Annotated in this window: 15 protein-coding genes; 1 reads left to right on the top strand and 14 read right to left on the bottom strand. The window is 69.0% G+C overall.

The window, feature by feature from the left end; genetic code table 11:
• Positions 1 to 430: 430 nt before the first annotated feature.
• The 11 genes from ACFZCP_RS32095 to ACFZCP_RS32045 all read right to left on the bottom strand — a co-directional run bounded on the left by ACFZCP_RS32095 (position 431) and on the right by ACFZCP_RS32045 (position 16,021).
• On the bottom strand, positions 431 to 2,392 hold the full coding sequence (locus ACFZCP_RS32095) for a TIGR03960 family B12-binding radical SAM protein (RefSeq protein ID WP_391433943.1): 1,962 nt from the start codon (positions 2,390 to 2,392) through the stop codon (positions 431 to 433).
• Between the two features lie 70 nt (positions 2,393 to 2,462).
• Entirely contained in the window at positions 2,463 to 3,962 is a 1,500-nt protein-coding gene (locus ACFZCP_RS32090) for a CHAD domain-containing protein (RefSeq protein ID WP_391433940.1), read from the bottom strand.
• Between the two features lie 90 nt (positions 3,963 to 4,052).
• Positions 4,053 to 5,249 (bottom strand): rod shape-determining protein RodA, encoded by a 1,197-nt coding sequence (gene rodA / locus ACFZCP_RS32085; RefSeq protein ID WP_362700418.1) that lies wholly within the window; start codon positions 5,247 to 5,249, stop codon positions 4,053 to 4,055.
• The gene (gene mrdA / locus ACFZCP_RS32080; protein ID WP_391433935.1) at positions 5,246 to 7,495 is read right to left on the bottom strand and encodes a penicillin-binding protein 2; all 2,250 of its coding nucleotides are present in this window, start codon (positions 7,493 to 7,495) and stop codon (positions 5,246 to 5,248) included. The genes rodA and mrdA overlap by 4 nt, the downstream gene beginning before the upstream one ends.
• A gap of 116 nt (positions 7,496 to 7,611) precedes the next feature.
• The gene (gene mreD / locus ACFZCP_RS32075) at positions 7,612 to 8,289 is read right to left on the bottom strand and encodes a rod shape-determining protein MreD (RefSeq protein WP_391433932.1); all 678 of its coding nucleotides are present in this window, start codon (positions 8,287 to 8,289) and stop codon (positions 7,612 to 7,614) included.
• Positions 8,290 to 8,303: 14 nt separating this feature from the next.
• Positions 8,304 to 9,254, bottom strand: a complete 951-nt coding sequence (gene mreC, locus ACFZCP_RS32070; RefSeq protein ID WP_391433929.1) for a rod shape-determining protein MreC — start codon at positions 9,252 to 9,254, stop codon at positions 8,304 to 8,306.
• Positions 9,255 to 9,418: 164 nt separating this feature from the next.
• On the bottom strand, positions 9,419 to 10,438 hold the full coding sequence (locus ACFZCP_RS32065; protein ID WP_116151120.1) for a rod shape-determining protein: 1,020 nt from the start codon (positions 10,436 to 10,438) through the stop codon (positions 9,419 to 9,421).
• A gap of 321 nt (positions 10,439 to 10,759) precedes the next feature.
• On the bottom strand, positions 10,760 to 11,173 hold the full coding sequence (gene ndk, locus ACFZCP_RS32060; protein WP_391433925.1) for a nucleoside-diphosphate kinase: 414 nt from the start codon (positions 11,171 to 11,173) through the stop codon (positions 10,760 to 10,762).
• Between the two features lie 63 nt (positions 11,174 to 11,236).
• Positions 11,237 to 11,599 (bottom strand): DUF4233 domain-containing protein, encoded by a 363-nt coding sequence (locus tag ACFZCP_RS32055; RefSeq protein WP_362700408.1) that lies wholly within the window; start codon positions 11,597 to 11,599, stop codon positions 11,237 to 11,239.
• 9 nt (positions 11,600 to 11,608) lie between these two features.
• On the bottom strand, positions 11,609 to 13,123 hold the full coding sequence (locus tag ACFZCP_RS32050; protein ID WP_391433922.1) for a glutamate ligase domain-containing protein: 1,515 nt from the start codon (positions 13,121 to 13,123) through the stop codon (positions 11,609 to 11,611).
• Positions 13,124 to 13,396: 273 nt separating this feature from the next.
• The gene (locus ACFZCP_RS32045; protein ID WP_391433918.1) at positions 13,397 to 16,021 is read right to left on the bottom strand and encodes a valine--tRNA ligase; all 2,625 of its coding nucleotides are present in this window, start codon (positions 16,019 to 16,021) and stop codon (positions 13,397 to 13,399) included.
• A 137-nt stretch (positions 16,022 to 16,158) separates the two neighbouring features.
• Here ACFZCP_RS32045 and ACFZCP_RS32040 point away from each other — a divergent pair, with 137 nt between their 5' ends.
• Positions 16,159 to 17,142 (top strand): hypothetical protein, encoded by a 984-nt coding sequence (locus tag ACFZCP_RS32040; protein ID WP_391433914.1) that lies wholly within the window; start codon positions 16,159 to 16,161, stop codon positions 17,140 to 17,142.
• A gap of 768 nt (positions 17,143 to 17,910) precedes the next feature.
• Here the strand turns inward: ACFZCP_RS32040 and clpX are convergent.
• The 3 genes from clpX to ACFZCP_RS32025 form a co-directional block, all read right to left on the bottom strand.
• Positions 17,911 to 19,197, bottom strand: coding sequence for an ATP-dependent Clp protease ATP-binding subunit ClpX (clpX, locus tag ACFZCP_RS32035; protein ID WP_391433910.1), 1,287 nt, complete (start codon positions 19,195 to 19,197; stop codon positions 17,911 to 17,913).
• A 170-nt stretch (positions 19,198 to 19,367) separates the two neighbouring features.
• The gene (locus ACFZCP_RS32030) at positions 19,368 to 20,033 is read right to left on the bottom strand and encodes an ATP-dependent Clp protease proteolytic subunit (RefSeq protein WP_362700447.1); all 666 of its coding nucleotides are present in this window, start codon (positions 20,031 to 20,033) and stop codon (positions 19,368 to 19,370) included.
• Positions 20,034 to 20,103: 70 nt separating this feature from the next.
• Positions 20,104 to 20,709: an ATP-dependent Clp protease proteolytic subunit gene (locus tag ACFZCP_RS32025; RefSeq protein WP_362700445.1), complete on the bottom strand. Its 606-nt coding sequence runs from the start codon at positions 20,707 to 20,709 to the stop codon at positions 20,104 to 20,106.
• Between the last annotated feature and the right edge of the window lie 343 nt (positions 20,710 to 21,052).

The raw sequence follows: 21,052 nt of genomic DNA, 5'->3' as shown, positions 1-21,052 counted from the left end.
TACCCCTGCTCCCACTGCCGCCCCTGCCGCACTCGCAAACCCTGCTAAGCCAGCAGCCCAGACCGCAGCGACCCCCTGATCCATATACGAGATTTTGCCGTGTCCATTGCAGACTGGGTAGAGCGGCGCATCAGGACCGTCCTGCTCTCTGCCCCATCACACGCCAATGAGCCCCCGCCCAAGTGGGGCAGGGGGCTCAACCGACATCGATGGGTTACATGCCAGTTCGTAACTGGCACTCAGACCCACTCCACCTCGGACACAATCTGCGAGGTCTCGCTAGGGCCCGGCAAAGGCGTCCTCCGGGAAGTGCCCGACGGCGCCAGCGAGCGACCACGTGAAGTGCCGGCCGCCGCAAGCACAGCGGGCCACCTCCTCCTCGCTCACTCCCGCCAGCGCCTCAACCACCCGATCGAGCGCCTCGCCCACCTCAGTGCGCGTGACCGCTCGAAGCCGGCGTCGGACCTGCGTTCTTGACCGTCAGAGGAAGCAACTTCTTGCCGGTCGGGCCGATCTGGATGTGGGTGTCCATCTGCGGACACACGCCGCAGTCGAAGCACGGGGTCCAGCGGCAGTCCTCGACCTCCGTCTCGTCGAGGGCGTCCTGCCAGTCCTCCCAGAGCCAGTCCTTGTCGAGGCCGGAGTCCAGGTGGTCCCAGGGCAGGACTTCCTCGTACGTGCGCTCGCGCGTCGTGTACCAGTCGACGTCCACGCCGAACGCGGCCAGCGCCTTGTCGGCGCACTGCATCCAGCGGTCGTAGGAGAAGTGCTCGCGCCAGCCGTCGAAGCGGCCGCCGTCGTCGTAGACCGCGCGGATGACGGCGCCGATGCGGCGGTCGCCGCGGGACAGCAGGCCCTCGACGATGCCGGGCTTGCCGTCGTGGTAGCGGAAACCGATCGAGCGGCCGTACTTCTTGTCGCCGCGGATCTTGTCGCGGAGCTTCTCGAGGCGGGCGTCCGTCTCCTCGGCCGAGAGCTGCGGGGCCCACTGGAAGGGGGTGTGGGGCTTCGGGACGAAGCCGCCGATGGAGACCGTGCAGCGGATGTCGTTGGACTTCGACACCTCGCGGCCCTTCTGGATGACGTGCGTCGCCATGTCGGCGATCTGGAGGACGTCCTCGTCCGTCTCCGTCGGGAGGCCGCACATGAAGTACAGCTTCACCTGGCGCCAGCCGTTGCCGTAGGCCGTGGACACCGTACGGATGAGGTCTTCCTCCGAGACCATCTTGTTGATGACCTTGCGGATGCGTTCGGAGCCGCCCTCCGGGGCGAAGGTCAGGCCCGAGCGCCGGCCGTTGCGTGTCAGTTCGTTCGCCAGGTCGATGTTGAACGCGTCCACGCGGGTGGAGGGGAGGGAGAGGCCGATCTTGTCCTCCGCGTAGCGGTCGGCCAGGCCCTTGGCGACGTCGCCGATCTCCGAGTGGTCCGCGGAGGAGAGGGAGAGCAGGCCGACCTCCTCGAAGCCGGTCGCCTTGAGGCCCTTGTCGACCATGTCGCCGATGCCCGTGATCGAGCGCTCGCGCACCGGGCGGGTGATCATGCCCGCCTGGCAGAAGCGGCAGCCGCGGGTGCAGCCGCGGAAGATCTCCACCGACATGCGCTCATGGACCGTCTCGGCCAGGGGGACGAGCGGCTGCTTGGGGTAGGGCCACTCGTCCAGGTCCATCACCGTGTGCTTGGAGACGCGCCACGGGACGCCGGACCGGTTGGGGACGACGCGGGCGATACGGCCGTCGGGGAGGTACTCGACGTCGTAGAACGCCGGGATGTACACCCCGCCGGTCTTGGCCAGGCGGAGGAGGACCTCCTCGCGGCCGCCGGGGCAGCCCTCCGCCTTCCAGGCGCGGATGATCTTCGTCATGTCGAGGACGGCCTGCTCGCCGTCGCCGACGATCGCCGCGTCGATGAAGTCCGCGACCGGCTCGGGGTTGAAGGCCGCGTGGCCGCCCGCCAGCACGATCGGGTCGTCGACGGTGCGGTCCTTGGACTCCAGCGGGATACCCGCCAGGTCCAGGGCCGTCAGCATGTTGGTGTAGCCCAGCTCCGTGGAGAAGGACAGGCCGAACACGTCGAAGGCCTTCACCGGGCGGTGGCTGTCCACCGTGAACTGCGGGACGGCGTGCTCGCGCATCAGCGCCTCGAGGTCCGGCCACACGCTGTAGGTGCGCTCGGCGAGGACGCCCTCCTGCTCGTTGAGGACCTCGTAGAGGATCATGACGCCCTGGTTGGGCAGACCGACCTCGTACGCGTCCGGGTACATGAGCGCCCAGCGGACGTCGCACTCGTCCCAGTTCTTGACGGTGGAGTTGAGTTCACCGCCGACGTACTGGATCGGCTTCTGCACGTGCGGGAGCAGAGCTTCGAGCTGCGGAAAAACCGACTCGACAGGCATCTCGCGAACCTTCATGAGCTGACAGGGGTGACCATCAAGCGTAACCCGGCCCGAGGACTGTCTCGTACGCTCAGACGGACGCCCCGGACGTGACCTCCTTCCACAGCCCGGGCAGCTCCTCCTCCACGGACGCCGCCCGCTGCTCCTCGCGGCCGTACAGCAGCCCGTAGGTGAAGGCGTTCTCCCCTTCCCCGTGGGCCGCCTCGGACAGATCGTGCAGGGTGCGGCGGGCCATGACGCTGTCCTGGTGGTCGCCGAGCAGGCTGGTCAGGGACTTCATGGCCTTGGCCAGGGAGCGTGCGGGGCCGCCGAGGGCGGGTACGGCCGCCTCGCCCGCGTACCGGGTCCGCTTGGCCTTCTTGCGGGCCTCGTGCACGGCGACGTCGCGTTCCCCGCCGGGCGGCAGGCCGAGCGCCTCGGTGATCAGGCGGGAGACCTTCGCGAAATCCTTCCGTACGGCTTTGGCGAGCGCCTTCTCCGGTTTTCCGGCGGCCTTCTTCAGCAGCGGCGGGTCGGCGAGGACGGCGTCCAGGGTGTCGAGCAGCGCCAGGTAGCGGGCGGAGTCCAGGACGGCGATGAGCTGGTCGCGGGCGCTGCCGTGCCCGGCGTTCGACCAGGTGGTGAGCCGTTCGCGGACGGGGCCGAGGACCAGGTCGGGCGGGAGGCCGTCCAGGGCGGTCGTCAGGCGCTCGGCGAGGACCTCCTGGTCGCGGTCCACGCCCAGCTCGCCCGCCAGCCATTTCAGCTCGGCGGCGATCGGGTCGGTGACGGCGGGGTCGAGGACGGCGCCGAAGGTGCGGAAGGTGCTGCGCATGCGGCGGGTGGCCACCCGCATCTGGTGGACGGAGTCCGGTACGTCCCGGCGTACGCCCGGGTCGTACGCGAGGATCGCCTCGCGCTGCTCGCGGAGGTAGGCGAGGACGTGGTCGCCGGCGGTCACGGGCTTGGCGCGCCGCCCGGCGCCGGGCCGCCGGCCTCCGGTCTGCTCCAGTGCCCGAGCCAGTTTGGACGGCGACTTCGACGGGCGTACGCCCGCCTTGCGCAGGCGTTTGTCCACCTTGTCGAGGACGGCCGGATCCGCGTCGTCCGCCAGCTCCACCTCGATCTCGGTCCACTGGGTGCTGCCGCCCTTGCCGACGAGCCGTTCGGCGGTCACGGCGTCCACGCTCGCCTCGGCCAGCAGCGTGCCCTCCGCGTCCACGAGGTGGCGTACGTCGCGCCCGGAGCGGAGCCGGACGACGGGGACCAGTTCGGCGCAGCGGACCCGGGAGCGGACCAGTGCGGCGATCTCGTCGGGGACGGTCTCCGACAGGGGCGCTCTGATCTCGTCGCGGACCCCTGGGGCGACCGGGAACTTCAGGTGCCAGCCGGCGTCCGAGCCTCCGGTGCGGCGGCGCAGGGTGAGACCGGCGGCGGCCAGGCGCTGGTCGACGGTGTCGTAGTAGGTGGCGTCCAGCTCGACCAGGCCTTTGTCGAGGACGTCCGCCACTCCGCCGACGCCCGTGAGGTCGGGCAGCCCACTGTCGTCGGATTCGTACTTGCGCTCGATCTCGCGCTTCGTATCCGCCATGAACCGAATCTAGTGGCAGACCGGCGCGGAGGGCAGGGGCCACCTCGGGTGAATGGCGGGAAAACACCCGCCGTTCACCCGGTGAACACGTCACGCGGACATCGGTCGCTGGACCTTGATCGACTGGAGCAGCCCCACCGCGACCCACACCGCGAACATCGACGAGCCGCCGTACGACACGAACGGCAGCGGCAGGCCGGTGACCGGCATGATGCCGAGGGTCATGCCGATGTTCTCGAACGCCTGGAAGGCGAACCAGGCGACGATCCCGGCGGCGACGATCGTGCCGTACAGCTCGGTCGACTCGCGGGCGATGCGGCAGGCCCTCCACAGAACCACGCCCAGCAGGAAGATGATCAGGCCCGCGCCGAGGAAGCCCAGCTCCTCCCCCGCGACCGTGAACACGAAGTCCGTCTGCTGCTCGGGGACGAACTGGCCGGTGGTCTGCGAGCCGTGGAACAGGCCCGCGCCGGTCAGGCCGCCGGAGCCGATGGCGATACGGGCCTGGTTGGTGTTGTAGCCGACGCCCGCGGGGTCGAGGTCCGGGTTGGCGAAGGCGGCGAAGCGGTTGATCTGGTAGGTGTCCAGGATGTGCAGCTGCCAGACGGCGATCGCGCCGATGGCGCCCGCGGCGATCAGCCCGAAGACCCAGCGGTTGGAGGCCCCGGAGGCGAGCAGCACGCCCAGGATGATGACCACCATGACCATGACCGATCCGAGGTCGGGCATGAGCAGCACGATCAGGATGGGCAGGGAGGCCAGCGCCAGGGCCTGCACCACGGTGCGGTGGTCGGGGTGCTTCTTGTCGCCGGCGTCGACCCGGGTCGCGAGCAGTATCGCCATGCCCAGGATGATCGTGATCTTCACGAATTCGGAGGGCTGCAGCGAGAAGCCGCCGCCGAGCACGATCCAGGAGTGGGCGCCGTTGACGGTGGAGCCGAGCGGGGTGAGCACGGCGAGGATGCCGAAGACCGACAGGCCGTAGAGGATCGGCACCGCGTTGCGCAGGGCGCGGTGGCCGAGCCAGAGCGTGGCGATCATGAGGGCGAGCCCGATGCCGGTGTTCATGATGTGGCGGATCAGGAAGTAGTACGGGTCGCCCTGGTTGATCTCGGTGCGGTTGCGGGTCGCCGAGTACACCAGCAGGGAGCCGATCAGCGACAGCGCGATCGCCGCGAACAGCATCGGCCAGTCGAGCCGGCGGGCCAGGGAGTCACGGGCGAAGACCCTGGTCCAGCCGGCCCGCTCGGGGCCGTACCCGGAGACGGAGAAGCTGTTGCCGGTCATGTGAGCATCCTCCGGCTCCCCCTCCGGCGCGGCCGCCTGCGGGTGTTGCTGTTGCCCGTTCTGGGCGAGGGGCTGGTGGCGGGCTGCTGGTCGTCCCCGTTGGTCGGGTTGTCCTGCTGGGAGGCCTCGGCGTCCTTGCCCGGGTCACCGGTGATCTTCGGGGCGTCGATCGTGCCGTCCGTGCGGACCTTCGGCAGGCTCTTCTGCGGCTCGGGCAGAAGCGCCTTCTTGTCGTTGACGGAGCCGTCGCCCTGCACGCCGTAGAGCGCGCTGTAGATGTTGCGCACGGCTTCACCGGAGGCTCCGGAACCCGTACCGGCCTGGGCGATCGTCATGATCACCGTGTAGTCCTTGGAGTAGGTGGCCAGCCAGGAGGTGGTCTGCTTGCCGTAGACCTCGGCGGTACCGGTCTTGGCGTGCAGCGGGATCTTGTCCTGGGGCCAGCCGCCGAACTTCCAGGCGGCGGTACCGCGGGTGATGACGCCCGCGAAGGCGTCGTTCATGCCCTTGAGGGTGGCCTGGCTGACCGGCAGCCTGCCGGTCCTCGTCGGCTTGATCTCCCGCACGGTCCTGCCGTCCGCGCTGATGACCGCCTTGCCGATGGTCGGCCGGTACACGGTGCCGCCGTTGGCGACGGCTCCGTAGATCATGGCCTCCTGGATCGGGGTGACGAGGGTGTCGCCCTGCCCGATGGAGTAGTTGATCTCGTCACCCTCGCGCATCTTGTTGCCTTCGAGGCAGTTCTCGTACGCGATCTTCTCGACGTAGCTGCCGTCCTTCTTGCCGGACTTGCACCACGCGTCCTTGTTGGCCTTCCAGTAGTCCAGCTTCCACTGGCGGTCGGGGACCCGGCCGGTGACCTCGTTGGGCAGGTCGATGCCGGTCTCCTTGCCGAGGCCGAACTGGTGGGCGGTCTTGAAGAAGTAGTCCTTGGGTCGGCCCTTCTTGGGGTTGATCCCGCCGTCCTTCTTCCACTCCCTGTCGGCAAGGCCGTAGAAGACCGTGTCGCAGGAGACCTCCAGGGCGCGGCCGAGGGAGATCGGGCCGAAGTTCTCGCCCTCGAAGTTCTTGAAGACCTGGCCGCCCACCGAGTACGAGCTGGTGCACGGGTAGCCGCCGTCCCAGACGTAGCCGGCCTGGACCGCGGCGGCCGTGGAGACCACCTTGAAGGTCGAGCCGGGCGCCGCCTGACCCTGTGTGGCCCGGTTGAGCAGCGGGTAGTCGGAGTTCTTGCCGGTGAGGGCCTTGTAGTCCTTGGCGGAGATGCCGCCGACCCAGACGTTGGGGTCGTAGGTCGGTGCGGAGGCCATGGCGACGATCCGGCCGGTCTTGGCCTCCATCACGACGACGGCACCGGAGTCCGCCTTGTAGTTCTCACCGGTGATCTTGTCGAACTGCTCGCGGGCCTTCTTCATGGCCTTGTTCAGCTCGAACTCGGCGACGCGCTGCACCCGGGAGTCGATGCTGGTGACCAGGTTGGAGCCGGATTCGGCGGCGTCCGACTTGGCCTTGCCGATGACCCGGCCGAGGTTGTCCACCTCGTAGCGGGTCACGCCGGCCTTGCCGCGCAGCACCTTGTCGTACTGGCGCTCCAGGCCGGAGCGGCCGACCATGTCGGAGCGCAGGTAGGGCGAGTCGGTGTCCTTGGCCTTCTGGATCTCGTCGTCGGTGACGGGTGAGAGATAGCCCAGGACCTGGGCGGTGTTGGACTTGCCCGGGCCCGCGTAGCGGCGCACGGCCTCCGGCTCGGCGGTGATGCCGGGGAAGTCCTCGGAGCGCTCGCGGATCTGCAGGGCCTGCTTGGGGGTCGCCTCGTCGGTGATGGGGATCGGCTGGTACGGCGAGCCGTTCCAGCAGGGCTGGGGGGTCTTGGCGTCGCACAGCCGGACCTTCTGCCTGACGTCGTCGGGCTTCATGCCGAGGACGCCGGCCAGCTTGGTCAGGACGGCCTTGCCGTCGTCCTTCTGCTTGAGCAGGTCGGTGCGGGACGCGGAGACCACCAGGCGGGTCTCGTTGTCCGCGAGCGGCACACCCCGGGCGTCCAGGATGTCGCCGCGCACGGCCGGGTCCACGACCTGCTGGACGTGGTTGCCGGAGGCCTCCTTCTGGTACTCGGCTCCCTGGCGGATCTGGAGGTACCACAGGCGGCCGCCGAGCGTGCCGAGCAGGGAGAGGACGAGGATCTGGATCACGACGAGCCGAATCTGGACCCGTGGGGTCCGTCCGGTCTCGGGAATGTTGGTCACTGCGGCTGTCTCCCCCTCTCAGTGCGCGGATGCGTGTGCGCGTACGAATGATGAACGACCAGCCTGTGAGGCCTCGTTCCGCCGGGGCTTCCCCGTTCGGGTGAACTTGCCCGCGCTCACAGCCGCTTGACCCCCTTGATGCGGCCGACCCGGGCCGAGCGGGTGCGGGCCTTGGCCTTCAGGGCGCCGAGGCCGCCGCGCTGGCTGCCGATCCGCAGGCCGGTGCCCGAGGAGAGCCAGCCGGAGGAGATGTCGCCGGCCTTGGTGGCGGGGCCGGCATCGGCGAGCGGGTCGTTGTCGGAGCGGCGGGCCAGCCACATGATCCCCGGGACCACGAACGGCGCCAGCAGCAGGTCGTACAGGGCCGCCGAGAACAGCAGGCCGGTCAGGCCGACGTGGCGGGCTGCCGTGTCGCCGACCAGGGCGCCGACACCGGCGTACAGCAGGGTGGAGCCGACGGCGGCGGCGACCACGACGGCCATCGGGCCGGTCGCCGACTTCAGGCGGCCGTTCTCCGGCTTGATGAGTCCGGCGAAGTAGCCGGTGACGCACAGGACGAGGGCATAGCGGCCGGCCGCGTGGTCGGCGGGCGGGGCGAGGTCGGCGAGCAGGCCGGCGCCGAAGCCGACGAGTGCTCCGCCCACATGGCCGTACACCATGGCGAGGCCGAGGACGGTGAGCAGCATCAGGTCGGGGACGGCGCCCGGCAGGTGCAGCCGGGCGAGGGCGCTGACCTGGATGACCAGGGCGACGACGACCAGCGCGCTGGAGAGCAGGATCCGGTTGACACGCATGGGGAAGTCAGCTCCTACTGCTGCTGTTGCTGCTGCTGGCCGTCTGTGGACGCGTTGGCCGAGGGCGTGACCGTCACGGTCACCGTTGGCGTCGGCACCGGCTTGGGCTTGGTCGGCAGGACCTCGTCGCGCGGGTCCTTCTTCGGGGCCTCGACGACCACGCCGACGACGTCGAGCTTGGTGAAGCCGACGTACGGCGTGACGTACAGCGTGCGGGTGAGGCCGCCGCCGGAGGGGTCGACGCGGGAGACGACCCCGACCGGCACACCGGGCACGAACGGCTTGTCCGCCTGGGACCCGAAGGTGACGAGCCGGTCGCCCTTCTTCACCTCGGCCTTGCCGTTGAGGAGTTCCACGCGCAGCGGGCGGTCGCCCTGCCCGGAGGCGAAGCCGAGTTCGTCGCTGCCCTCCATGCGGGTGCCGACGGTGAAGTCGGGGTCGTTGGCGAGGAGGACCGTGGAGGTGTCCGGGCCGACCGTGGTGATCCGGCCGACCAGGCCGTCGCCGTTCAGCACGGTCATGTCCCGCTTGATGCCGTCGTTCGCGCCGGCGTCGATGGTGATGGTCCAGGAGAAGCCCTGCGCCGACCCTATGGCGATGACCTGGGCTCCCTTGATGCCGTACTGGCCCTCGCCGGCGATCTTCAGCATCTTGTCGAGCTGGGCCAGTCTGCTGCGGTTGCGGTCGTCGCTGCCGAGCTTGGCCTTGAGGGCCGCGTTCTCCTTCTCCAGCGTGGCGAGCCGGTCGTGGCGGCTGCCGGAGTCACGGATGGCGGAGACGGCGTTGCCGACCGGGTCGACCGCCGAGGACATCCCGTTCTCGATCGGGCCGAACACCGCTGCCGCGGCTTGTCGGGCGCCCTCGACCGGCGAGTTCCGGCCCCCGCGGATGTCCACCGTGATCAGCGCGAACGCGATGGCGATCAGCAGGACCAGGAGCAGCCGGCTCTCTTTCGTGTCCCTCACGTGCGGCGGCCGTGCCCTTCCTCAAGTAGGAATTCGGGGACCCCTCAAGGCACCACTCGCGAGACGCAAGTCCTGGGGGCCCGTTTGCGGGAGCTTATGCCTCTATATCAACGATCCGCCGTACGAGAGGAGATCATCCCGTACGGCGGAACCGAAGAGTTGTGTCATCTGCGCGGCTGGGCGTCCAGCACCTGCTGGAGTGCCTCGAACTCCTCGACGCACTTGCCGGAGCCGAGCGCCACGCTGTCCAGCGGGTCCTCGGCGATGTGGATCGGCATGCCGGTCTCCCGGCGCAGCCGCTCGTCCAGACCGCGCAGCAGTGCTCCGCCGCCGGTCAGAACGATTCCCCTGTCCATGATGTCGCCGGACAGCTCCGGCGGGCATTTGTCGAGGGTCGTCTTGACCGCGTCGACGATCGCGTTGACCGGCTCCTCGATCGCCTTGCGGACCTCGGCGGCCGAGATGACGACGGTCTTCGGCAGGCCGGAGACCAGGTCCCGGCCACGGACCTCGGTGTGCTCGTCGGCGTCGAGTTCGTAGGCGGAACCGATGGTGATCTTGATCTGTTCGGCGGTTCGCTCACCCAGCAGAAGGCTGTATTCCTTCTTGATGTACTGGATGATCGCGTTGTCCAGTTCGTCGCCCGCGACGCGGATGGACTGGGCGGTGACGATGCCGCCGAGCGAGATGACCGCGACCTCCGTGGTGCCGCCGCCGATGTCCACCACCATGTTGCCGGTGGCCTCGTGGACCGGCAGGCCGGAGCCGATGGCCGCGGCCATGGGCTCCTCGATGATGTGCACCTGGCGGGCGCCGGCCTGGGAGGACGCCTCGATGACCGCGCGGCGCTCGACGCCCGTGATGCCCGAGGGCACACAGACGACGACCCGCGGCCGGGCGAGGTACCGCCGCTTGTGGATCTTCAGGATGAAGTAGCGGAGCATCCGCTCGGTGATCTCGAAGTCGGCGATCACGCCGTCCTTCAGCGGACGCACCGCGACGATGTTGCCCGGCGTCCGGCCGATCATCTTCTTCGCCTCGGCACCGACCGCGAGGATGCCACCGGTGTTGGTGTTGATCGCGACGACGGAGGGCTCGTTGAGAACGATTCCGCGACCCCTGACGTACACCAGCGTGTTGGCGGTCCCGAGGTCGACAGCCATGTCACGGCCGATGAACGACATTGAGTTCCCCATCCGGATTCATCTGGCCTTCCCGAACGTTTGAGGGCATGTCAGGACGGCGAGGCGGGTGCTGTGACGTGAAGGCTTCCATCGTAAACGCGCCTGCACGAACACTGCGCGAGGGTCTTCGCCATTGTCATCAGATGGCGCGCCGCCTCGCTTCTGGAGACGGCCCATCGGGGGCACACGTTCCCCCGATCGGCAACGCATATGCCAAAGGACGGCCGAAAACGTACGGCCGTCCCAGGTCAGGGTCGCTCAGGGGGCCCGAGCAGGGTTGACGACCCGTCAGAAAATTTAGCGAAAATCTGTCCGCCGGACTCAGTCGCGACCCGGGAAGAAGATCTTCACCTCGCGCTCGGCGGACTCCTCCGAGTCGGACGCGTGGATCAGGTTCTCGCGGACGATCACGCCGAAGTCACCGCGGATGGAACCGGGGGCGGCCGCGATCGGGTCGGTCGGGCCGGCCAGGGCGCGCACGCCCTCGATGACCCGCTCGCCCTCGGCGATCAGGACGACCACCGGGCCCGAGGCCATGAACTCCACCAGCGGCTCGTAGAACGGCTTGCCGACGTGCTCGGCGTAGTGCTGCTCCAGCGTCCCCCGGTCCAGGCTGCGCAGCTCCAGCGCGGTGATCCGCCAGTCGGCCTTGCGCTCGATCCGGCTGATGATCTCGCCTGTCAGGCCACGACGGACGGCGTCGGGCTTGAGAATGACGAGGGTGCGCTGAGTCACGGGTGGCTCCTTACGACTGACGTGTGCGGTGGGACGAGGCTACAGGGCGGGTCCGTGCCCCTGTCACACAGCGTCAGGTGTGGTGGTGGGGGACTCCGCCTGGGCCGCGAACCGGGCCTTCGCCTCGTCCACCTTTCTCCCGAAGTGCACCGATGCCCACCACAGGGCCGCGAAGACCGCGCCCATGAAGTACATGGTCGGGACGAAGACGCCGGAGGCGATCAGGGCGAGCTGCAGGGCCCAGCCGAGGGCGACGCCGCCCGGCCGGGTCACCATGCCGCACAGCAGCAGGCACAGGACCATGGCGATGCCGCTGACCAGCCACACAGTCGACGTGGACAGATCCGGGTCCTTCATGGCCACGAGCCCGGCGAACCCGATGATGCAGAACTCACCGATCAGCGTCGATGAACAGAGCGTACGCACGACGGAATCTCAGCCCTTCCCCAGCAGCAGGCGGGCCTCGCCCACCGTGATGACCGAACCCGTGACCAGCACGCCGCCGCCCGCGTACTCGCCCTCCTCCTCGGCCAGCGTGATCGCGGCCTCCAGAGCGTCGGGCAGCCGCGGCTCGACCTGGACCCGGTCCTCACCGAACACCTCGACGGCGATGGCGGCCAGCTCGTCCGCGTCCATCGCCCGGTGCGAGGAGTTCTGCGTGACGACGACCTCGGCGAAGATCGGCTCGAAAGCCTCCAGCAGCCCCCGCACGTTCTTGTCGGCGCTCGCCCCGACCACACCGATCAGCCGGCTGAAGTCGAACGCCTCGCGCACGGCCTCGGCGGTGGCCTCGGCGCCCGCCGGGTTGTGCGCGGCGTCCAGGACGACCGTGGGAGACCGCCGTACGACCTCCAGCCGGCCCGGCGAGGACACGGCCGCGAAGGCCCTGCGCACGGCCTCGACGTCCAGCGGGTCCGCGCGCTGTGCGCCGACCCCGAAGAACGCCTCGACGGCGGCGAGCGCCACGGCCGCGTTGTGCGCCTGGTACGCGCCGTGCAGCGGCAGGTACACCTCGGGGTACTCGCCGCCCAGACCGCGCAGGGTGACCAGCTGCCCGCCGACCGCGACCTGCCGGGCCACGACGCCGAACTCCAGCCCCTCCCGGGCCACGGTCGCGTCCACCTCGACGGCCTTCTTCAGCAGCACCTGCGCCGCGTCCACCGGCTGCTGCGCCAGGATCACGGTCGCGTCCTGCTTGATGATGCCGCCCTTCTCGCCGGCGATCTCCCCCGTCGTCTCCCCCAGCCGGTCGGTGTGATCGAGACCGATGGGGGTGATCACGGCGACATCGCCGTCGATCACGTTCGTCGCGTCCCAGCTGCCGCCCATGCCGACCTCGACCACGGCGACGTCCACCGGCGCGTCCGCGAAGGCTGCGTACGCCATGCCGGTGAGCACCTCGAAGAAGGACAGCCGGTACTCCTGCTGCGCGTCGACCATCTCGATGTACGGCTTGATGTCGCCGTAGGTCTCGATGAACCGCTCGGCGGAGATCGGGGCGCCGTCCAGGCTGATCCGCTCGGTGACCGACTGCACGTGCGGGCTGGTGTACCGGCCGGTGCGCAGCTCGAAGGCGCCGAGCAGGGCCTCGATCATGCGGGCGGTGGAGGTCTTGCCGTTCGTCCCCGTGATGTGGATCGAGGGGTACGAGCGCTGCGGCTCGCCCAGCACGTCCATGAGCGCGCTGATCCGGCTGACGGAGGGCTCCAGCTTGGTCTCGCCCCAGCGGGTGGCCAGCTCCGTCTCGACCTCGCGCAGGGCCTTGTCGACCTCCGGGTCCTCCGGGCGCGCGGGTACGTCGGCCTGCCGCGGCCCTCCCTGCGTGCGCAGGGTGCGGCTGCCGGCCTCGATCACCGCGAGGTCGGGGTCGCGGTCGGTCTCTTCGGCGACGAGTTCGTCGAAGGCGTCGAGGGGGTCGGGAGTGTCACTGGTGCCGGGCGCTTCGCTCACGGGCTCAGTCTACGGAGCCGCAGTGACAAAAGGTGCGGTGGCCTGTCGGGCAGTGCGCTCAGGAGGTGGGGCGGCACGTGTTCGCGCGCGGGTGCGGGTCGTCCGTGGCCGACGGCGCCGTTCCCCGCGCCCCTGAGGGTCCGTGGCTGACCGCGCAGTCCCCCACTCCCCTGAGGGTCCGTGGCTGACCGCGCAGTCCCCCGCGCCCCTGAGGGTCGGCGAAGGCCCCCGGTGCCAGGTCGGCACGGGGGGCCTTCGTCTCCGTACGAGCGGCTACGCCTGCGGCAGCCGGTCCAGCTGGGCCTGGAGGCGGGCGATGTCCTCGTCGGCCTTGGACAGGCGCGTGCGGATCTTGTCCACCACGTTCTCCGGGGCCTTCGCCAGGAAGGCCTCGTTGCCGAGCTTGGCCGTGGCCTGGGCCTTTTCCTTCTCGGCGGCGGCCAGGTCCTTCGCGAGGCGCTTGCGCTCGGCCGCCACGTCGATCGTGCCGGAGAGGTCGAGGGCGACCGTGGCACCGGCCACCGGCAGGGTGGCGGTGGGGCTGAAGCCCTCCTCCTCAGGCTGCAGGCGCAGCAGCTGGCGGATGGCGCCCTCGTGGGCAGCCAGCTGCGTACCCGCCAGATCCAGGCGGGCCGGGACCTTCTGGCCCGGCTGCAGGCCCTGGTCGGCGCGGAAGCGGCGGACCTCGGTGACGACCCGCTGGAGGTTCTCGATCTCGGCCTCGGCGGCCTCGTCTCGGAAGCCCGAGTCCTTCGGCCAGTCGGCGACCACGATCGACTCGCGGCCGGTGAGGGTGGTCCACAGGGTCTCGGTGACGAACGGGACGACCGGGTGCAGCAGGCGCATCAGGACGTCCAGGACCTCGCCGAGGACGCGGCCGGAGGCCTCGGCCGCCGCGCCGCCCGCGAAGAACGTCGTCTTCGACAGCTCGACGTACCAGTCGAAGACCTCGTCCCACGCGAAGTGGTAGAGGGCCTCGCTGAGCTTGGCGAACTGGAAGTCCTCGTAGTACGCGTCGACCTGAGCGACCGTCTTGTTCAGGCGGGAGAGGATCCAGCGGTCGGTGGCCGAGAGCTGCTCGGCCGGCGGCAGCTCGCCCTCGATCGTGGCGCCGTTCATGAGCGCGAAGCGCGTGGCGTTCCAGATCTTGTTGGCGAAGTTCCGGGAGGCCTGGACCCAGTCCTCGCCGATCGGGACGTCGGTGCCGGGGTTGGCGCCCTTGGCCAGGGTGAAGCGGACGGCGTCGGAGCCGTACTTGTCCATCCAGTCCAGCGGGTCGACGACGTTGCCGAAGGACTTCGACATCTTCTTGCCGCGCTCGTCGCGGACCAGGCCGGTCAGGGCGATGGTCTTGAACGGGACCTCGCCGTCCATCGCGTACAGGCCGAACATCATCATCCGGGCGACCCAGAAGAAGATGATGTCGTGGCCGGTGAGCAGGACGTCGGTGGAGTAGAACTTCGCCAGGTCCGGGGTCTTCTCCGGCCAGCCGAGGGTGGAGAAGGGCCACAGGCCGGACGAGAACCAGGTGTCGAGGACGTCGGTGTCCTGGGTCCAGCCCTCGCCCGTCGGCGGCTGCTCGTCGGGGCCGACGCAGACGATCTCACCGTCCGGGCCGTACCAGATCGGGATCCGGTGGCCCCACCACAGCTGGCGCGAGATGCACCAGTCGTTCATGTTGTCGACCCAGTCGAAGTAGCGCTTCGACATGTCCGCGGGATGGATCGCGACGCGGCCGTCGCGGACCGCGTCGCCGGCGGCCTTGGCCAGCGGCTTGACGTTGACCCACCACTGCATCGACAGGCGCGGCTCGACGGTGGTCTTGCAGCGCGAGCAGTGGCCGACGGAGTGCATGTACGGGCGCTTCTCGGCGACGATCCGGCCCTGCTCGCGCAGGGCGCCGACGACCGCGGAGCGGGCCTCGAAGCGGTCCAGGCCGAGGAACGGGCCGTGGACGGTGATCACGCCGTGCTCGTCCATGATCGTCATGGCGGGCAGGTCGTGGCGCTGGCCGATGGCGAAGTCGTTCGGGTCGTGGGCCGGGGTGACCTTGACGGCGCCGGTGCCGAACTCCGGGTCGACGTGCGTGTCGGCGACGACCGGGATGGTCCGGTCGGTCAGCGGCAGCTTGATGTGCCGCCCGATGAGGTGCTGGTAGCGCTCGTCGTCCGGGTGGACGGCGACCGCCGTGTCACCGAGCATCGTCTCGGCGCGGGTGGTGGCGACGACCAGGGAGTCCTCGCCCTCGCCGTACCTGATCGAGACGAGTTCGCCCGCGTCGTCCTGGTACTCCACCTCGATGTCGGAGATGGCCGTCAGACAGCGCGGACACCAGTTGATGATGCGCTCGGCGCGGTAGATCAGCTCGTCGTCGTAGAGCTTCTTGAAGATGGTCTGGACGGCCTTGGACAGACCCTCGTCCATGGTGAAGCGCTCACGCGACCAGTCGACTCCGTCGCCGAGGCGGCGCATCTGGCCGAGGATCTTGCCGCCGTACTCTTCCTTCCACTGCCAGACCCGCTCGACGAACTCCTCGCGGCCCAGGTCGTGGCGGGACTTGCCCTCCTCGGCGAGCTGCTGCTCGACCTTGTTCTGGGTGGCGATACCGGCGTGGTCCATGCCCGGCAGCCACAGCGACTCGAAGCCCTGCATGCGCTTGCGGCGCGTGAGGGCGTCCATCAGCGTGTGCTGGAAGGCGTGGCCGAGGTGCAGCGAACCGGTGACGTTCGGCGGCGGGATGACGATCGTGTACGGGGGCTTCTCGCTCTTCGCATCCGCCTCGAAGTAACCACGCTCTACCCAGCGCTCGTACAGCGGGCCCTCTACATCGGCCGGCGCGTACTGGGTCGGCAGTTCGGAGTCGGGCGCTGATGGCTGCTGATGAGCGTTCTCGGTCACGGGGGTCAGTTTAGAGGTGTCACGGGGTGGTCCCGAAACGCGTTTGTTCTGTAACGGTGCCGCCCCCGGTGCCGCGTGGTTTCCGGCCCTGGTCCAGGATGTCAGGGACACATAAGCGTCCAAGGGGGAACCCCGAAATGAGCAACAACCAGCCGGGCCCGTACGGCCAGCAGCCGCCCTACGGTCAGCCGGGGCAGCCGGGCCCGTACGGTCAGCCGGGGCCCTACGGTCAGCCGCCGCAGGCACCCCAGCCCGGCTACGGCTACCCCCAGCAGGCTCCCCCGGCCCCGCCGCAGCCCGGCTACGGCTACCCCCAGCAGGGCGCCCCGCAGCAGCCGAACCCGTACGGCCAGCAGCAGGCCCCCTACGGCCAGCCCGCCCCCTACGGCCAGCAGCCCTACGGAGCGCCGCAGCCGCCGCAGCCGGGCGGCGGCAACAAGAAGACGGGCCTGATCATCGGTGCCGTGGCCGTGGTGGCGGCCGTGGCGGTGGCCGTGTACTTCGTGGTCAGCGGAGGCAGCAGCGGCTCCGACGTCGCGGACGACGGCCCGCACAAGCTTTCGACTCCGGCGGCCGTGATCAACGGGACGTACACGAAGCAGCCGGACTCCGATTCCGCGGACCCCAGCGACGCCGACAAGTCGGACTACGCGAAGTGGGGGGTGAAGAACCCCACCGAGGTGAACGCCAAGTACCAGAGCGGCAAGGCCCTGACCATGAAGGGTCTCGCCTTCAGCGGCGTGTACGGAACGATCGACGACCCGGAGGCGGTCGTCGACGCCTTGTTCGCCAAGGCCAAGACGGAGTCCGAGAAGGACCAGAGCGGTTCCGACACCAAGGGCAAGCTGGTCGGCAGCCCCGAGGCCGTCCACCCGGCGGGCTTCTCCAACGGCATCATGAAGTGCCAGATGGCCCAGATCGACACCAGCGGCTCATCGTCCTCGGAGTCGGGGGTGCCGAAGACCATGCAGGTCCCGATCTGCGTCTGGGGCGACCACAGCACCGTCGCCATCGTCACGTCGTTCAGCGTCGCCTCCATCGCCTCCGGCCAGGGCGGCTCGATCGACGACGCCGCTGAGCTCACGGCCAAGCTGCGCAACGACGTGCGCGTCAAGGCCTGAACCCGTCAGGAGCTTCAGGAGAGGGCCCCGGTCGAACGACCGGGGCCCTCTCTCGCGTCTCGCCCACGCCACGCGGTCGCAGGCATCACCAGAAGGCAGCACGAGGAAGGACGCGTCGCACGACGGCCTCACACGGCAAGGAAAGTCGGCCATGTTGGCGCACCCGGAGCAAGCGCTCACCCTGCGCGCCCGACGGTCCGCGAGAGCGCTCTGGGCAGCGGATGCCGGCTCACCGGGTTTCCGCCTGCCTTGATGAACACACGTCGCACGGCGGAACATTCCAGCCAAGCACCGACCATTTCACTCGCACGCGTGATCGATTCGTGTGTGCCTTGTCCGCCTTGCACGAGGCTCCGCGAAAGAGAGGACTTGAGATGAGATCACTGCGGGTCGGCCAGACGCTGGCAGCGGCGGGCATCACGGCGGCCGCCATCCTCACACCGATCGCAACGGCTACGCCGGCGGCAGCAGCCGGCTACTACTCCGGCTGCACCAACTTCGTCCGGGCTCACGGCTATGTCGTGGGCCCCAAGGTGAAGGCCGCCTGTTCCAACAAGGCGCTTCATGTGGTGGGCTGGTCCCCGAACCCCTTCTGCTGGAAGGGGCTCGTCGAGATCGGGGTCGAGAACGGGGTCGCCCAGGGAGCCTGCATCGCACTGAGCCCTGTGCCACCGAACGGGCCCGCGCAGACCAGGAACGACGCAGGGATGACCGCCACTTCTCACGAGGTGGCGGTCTTGCCGTGTCAGGAGGCGATACCCCTGGCCCTTACGCCGTCTTCTGCTCGCCCGAGCCCCGCCCCCGCGCGTCCCGCGGGATCAGGGTCGGGTTGACGTTGGAGTGGACGACGTCCGCCGTGATGACGACCCGGGCCACGTCCTTGCGGGACGGGACCTCGTACATCACGGACATGAGGACTTCCTCCATGATGGCGCGCAGGCCGCGGGCGCCGGTCTGGCGGAGGATGGCCTGGTCGGCGATGGCCTCCAGGGCCTCGCGTTCGAAGTCCAGCTCCACGCCGTCGAGTTCGAAGAGGCGCTGGTACTGCTTGACGAGCGCGTTGCGGGGCTCGACGAGGATCTGGAGCAGGGCCTCGCGGTCCAGGTTGTGGACGCTCGTGATCACGGGCAGGCGGCCGATGAACTCCGGGATCATGCCGAACTTGACCAGGTCCTCCGGCATGACGTCCTCGAAGACGTCCTTGGACTGCAGCTCGCGCTTGGAGCGGATGGTGGCGCCGAAGCCGATGCCCTTCGCACCCGCCCGAGCCTCGATGATCTTCTCCAGGCCCGAGAAGGCGCCGCCCACGATGAACAGCACGTTCGTCGTGTCGATCTGGATGAACTCCTGGTGGGGGTGCTTGCGGCCGCCCTGGGGCGGCACGGAGGCCGTGGTGCCCTCCAGGATCTTCAGCAGGGCCTGCTGGACGCCCTCGCCCGAGACGTCCCGGGTGATGGAAGGGTTTTCACTCTTCCTCGCGACCTTGTCGATCTCGTCGATGTAGATGATCCCGGTCTCGGCCTTCTTGACGTCGTAGTCGGCCGCCTGGATCAGCTTCAGCAGGATGTTCTCGACGTCCTCGCCCACGTAGCCCGCCTCCGTCAGCGCGGTGGCGTCGGCGATCGCGAAGGGGACGTTCAGCATGCGGGCCAGGGTCTGCGCGAGCAGGGTCTTGCCGGAGCCCGTGGGGCCGAGGAGCAGGATGTTGGACTTCGCCAACTCGATGGCGTCGTCGCGGCCTTGGGCCCCGCCGTTCTCGCCTGCCTGGACCCGCTTGTAGTGGTTGTACACCGCCACCGAGAGGGCCTTCTTGGCGGCCTCCTGGCCGACCACGTAGCCCTCCAGGAACTCGTAGATCTCGCGGGGTTTCGGGAGCTCCTCCCAACGCACCTCGCTCGTCTCGGCGAGTTCCTCCTCGATGATCTCGTTGCAGAGATCGATGCACTCGTCGCAGATGTACACACCGGGCCCTGCGATGAGCTTCTTGACCTGCTTCTGGCTCTTGCCGCAGAACGAGCACTTGAGCAGATCGCCGCCGTCACCGATGCGTGCCACGGTGTGCTTCCCCTTCGCCTGGGAGACGCCCGGACGCTTTCGAGTCCAGCCGCTCCTGGTGCTGCCTTATGTCCGACGGTACCTTGCCGGGCCCCGTGTTCGGGTCCCCCTTGGCAGGGTTCACTTTGACGTGCACCCTGCCAAGGGGTCCCGAGAGATGCCGCTCGGAGTCAGCGGACGGATTCGTTGTTCATCTTCCGGGTGGAGATGATCTGATCGACGATGCCGTACTCGAGCGCTTCCTCGGCCGTGAGGATCTTGTCGCGCTCGATGTCCTCGCGGACCTTCTCGATCGGCCGGTTGGAGTGCTTGGCCAGCATGTTCTCCAGCTGCTCACGCATCCGGGTGAACTCGTTGGCGATGATCTCCAGGTCGGAGAGCTGACCGCGGCCGGTGGAGCCGGCCGGCTGGTGGATGAGCACGCGCGAGTTCGGCAGCGCCATGCGCTTGCCCGGGGTGCCGGCGGCGAGCAGGATGGCCGCGGCGGAGGCCGCCTGGCCCATGCACACCGTCTGGATGTCGGGCTTCACGAACTGCATCGTGTCGTAGATCGCCGTGAGGGCGGTCATGTCGCCGCCGGGGCTGTTGATGTAGATCGAGATGTCCCGGTCGGGGTCCATCGACTCCAGGCACAGCAGCTGTGCCATGACGTCGTTGGCCGAGGCGTCGTCGATCTGGACGCCCAGGAAGATCACGCGCTCCTCGAAGAGCTTGGCGTACGGGTCGTACTCGCGGATGCCCTGGGAGGTGCGCTCGACGAAGCGCGGGATGACGTAACGGCTGTCGGGCCGGGGCCCTTCGTACATGCCGCTGGCGGCGCCGTGGAAGTTGCTCATGAGGGTGTTCACCGTCCTGGTGGCGTTCTGGGGGCTGGGGTCGTGGCGGTGCATGGCGTGGCCGGGCCGGTCAGGCACCGGTGCCGCCGCCTCCCGGAACACCCGAGGCGTGCGTGATGATCTCGTCAATGAGACCGTACTCCTTGGCCTCTTCCGGGGTGAACCAGCGGTCGCGGTCGCCGTCGCGGATGATCGTCTCGACGGTCTGGCCGGAGTGCAGCGCGGTCAGCTCGGACATGGTCTTCTTGGTGCGCAGCAGGTACTGGGCCTGGATCTTGATGTCCGAGACCGTACCGCCCAGGCCCGCGGAGCCCTGGTGCATCATGATGTCCGTGTGCGGCAGGGCGAAGCGCTTGCCGGTGGTACCACCGGTGAGCAGGAACTGGCCCATCGAGGCCGCCATGCCCATGCCGATCGTGACCACGTCGTTCGGGATGTACTGCATGGTGTCGTAGATCGCCATGCCGGCCGTCACCGAGCCGCCGGGGCTGTTGATGTAGAGGTAGATGTCCTTGTCCGGGTCGGCGGCAAGGAGCAGCAGCTGGGCGGTGATCTTGTTGGCGATGTCGTCGTCAACCTGCTGGCCGAGGAAGATGATCCGCTCGTTGAGCAGCCGGTTGTAGACCTGGTCGCCGAGGCCACCACCGATGGAAGGCTCGCCGGCGGCGGAGGGCATCAGATTCGTCACGTATCCACCTGCTCGTCTTGCGACGGCGCCGGGCCGTCTCACGTGTTCCCCGCGGGGTCCTGCGTGTTCCCCGCGAGGTCCTGCCGGGGGGCTTCAGGAGACTCCCCTGCCCCCGTATTCATGGACCCTAACGCGCGGGTCCCTTCGGGGAATCCCGGAGAAGCGGGTGTTCGCCGGGGGCGTAGAGGCTCCGCCCCCGGGACCGGGCCGGTTCCGTCGAGGGGTGGTGCGGCTGTCTGCGGGCTGCGGGTACGTGGGGGGCTTGTCGCGCAGTTCCCCGCGCCCCTTCAGGTTGGCCGATCCGGGCCGGTACGACAAACGGGCCCCGGGG

The sequence above is a fragment of the Streptomyces sp. NPDC007971 genome (genome assembly GCF_042958635.1).
Taxonomy (GTDB): domain Bacteria; phylum Actinomycetota; class Actinomycetes; order Streptomycetales; family Streptomycetaceae; genus Streptomyces.
The sequence above is the reverse complement of the archived record's forward strand: the minus strand, read 5'-3'. Positions and strand labels throughout refer to the sequence as shown.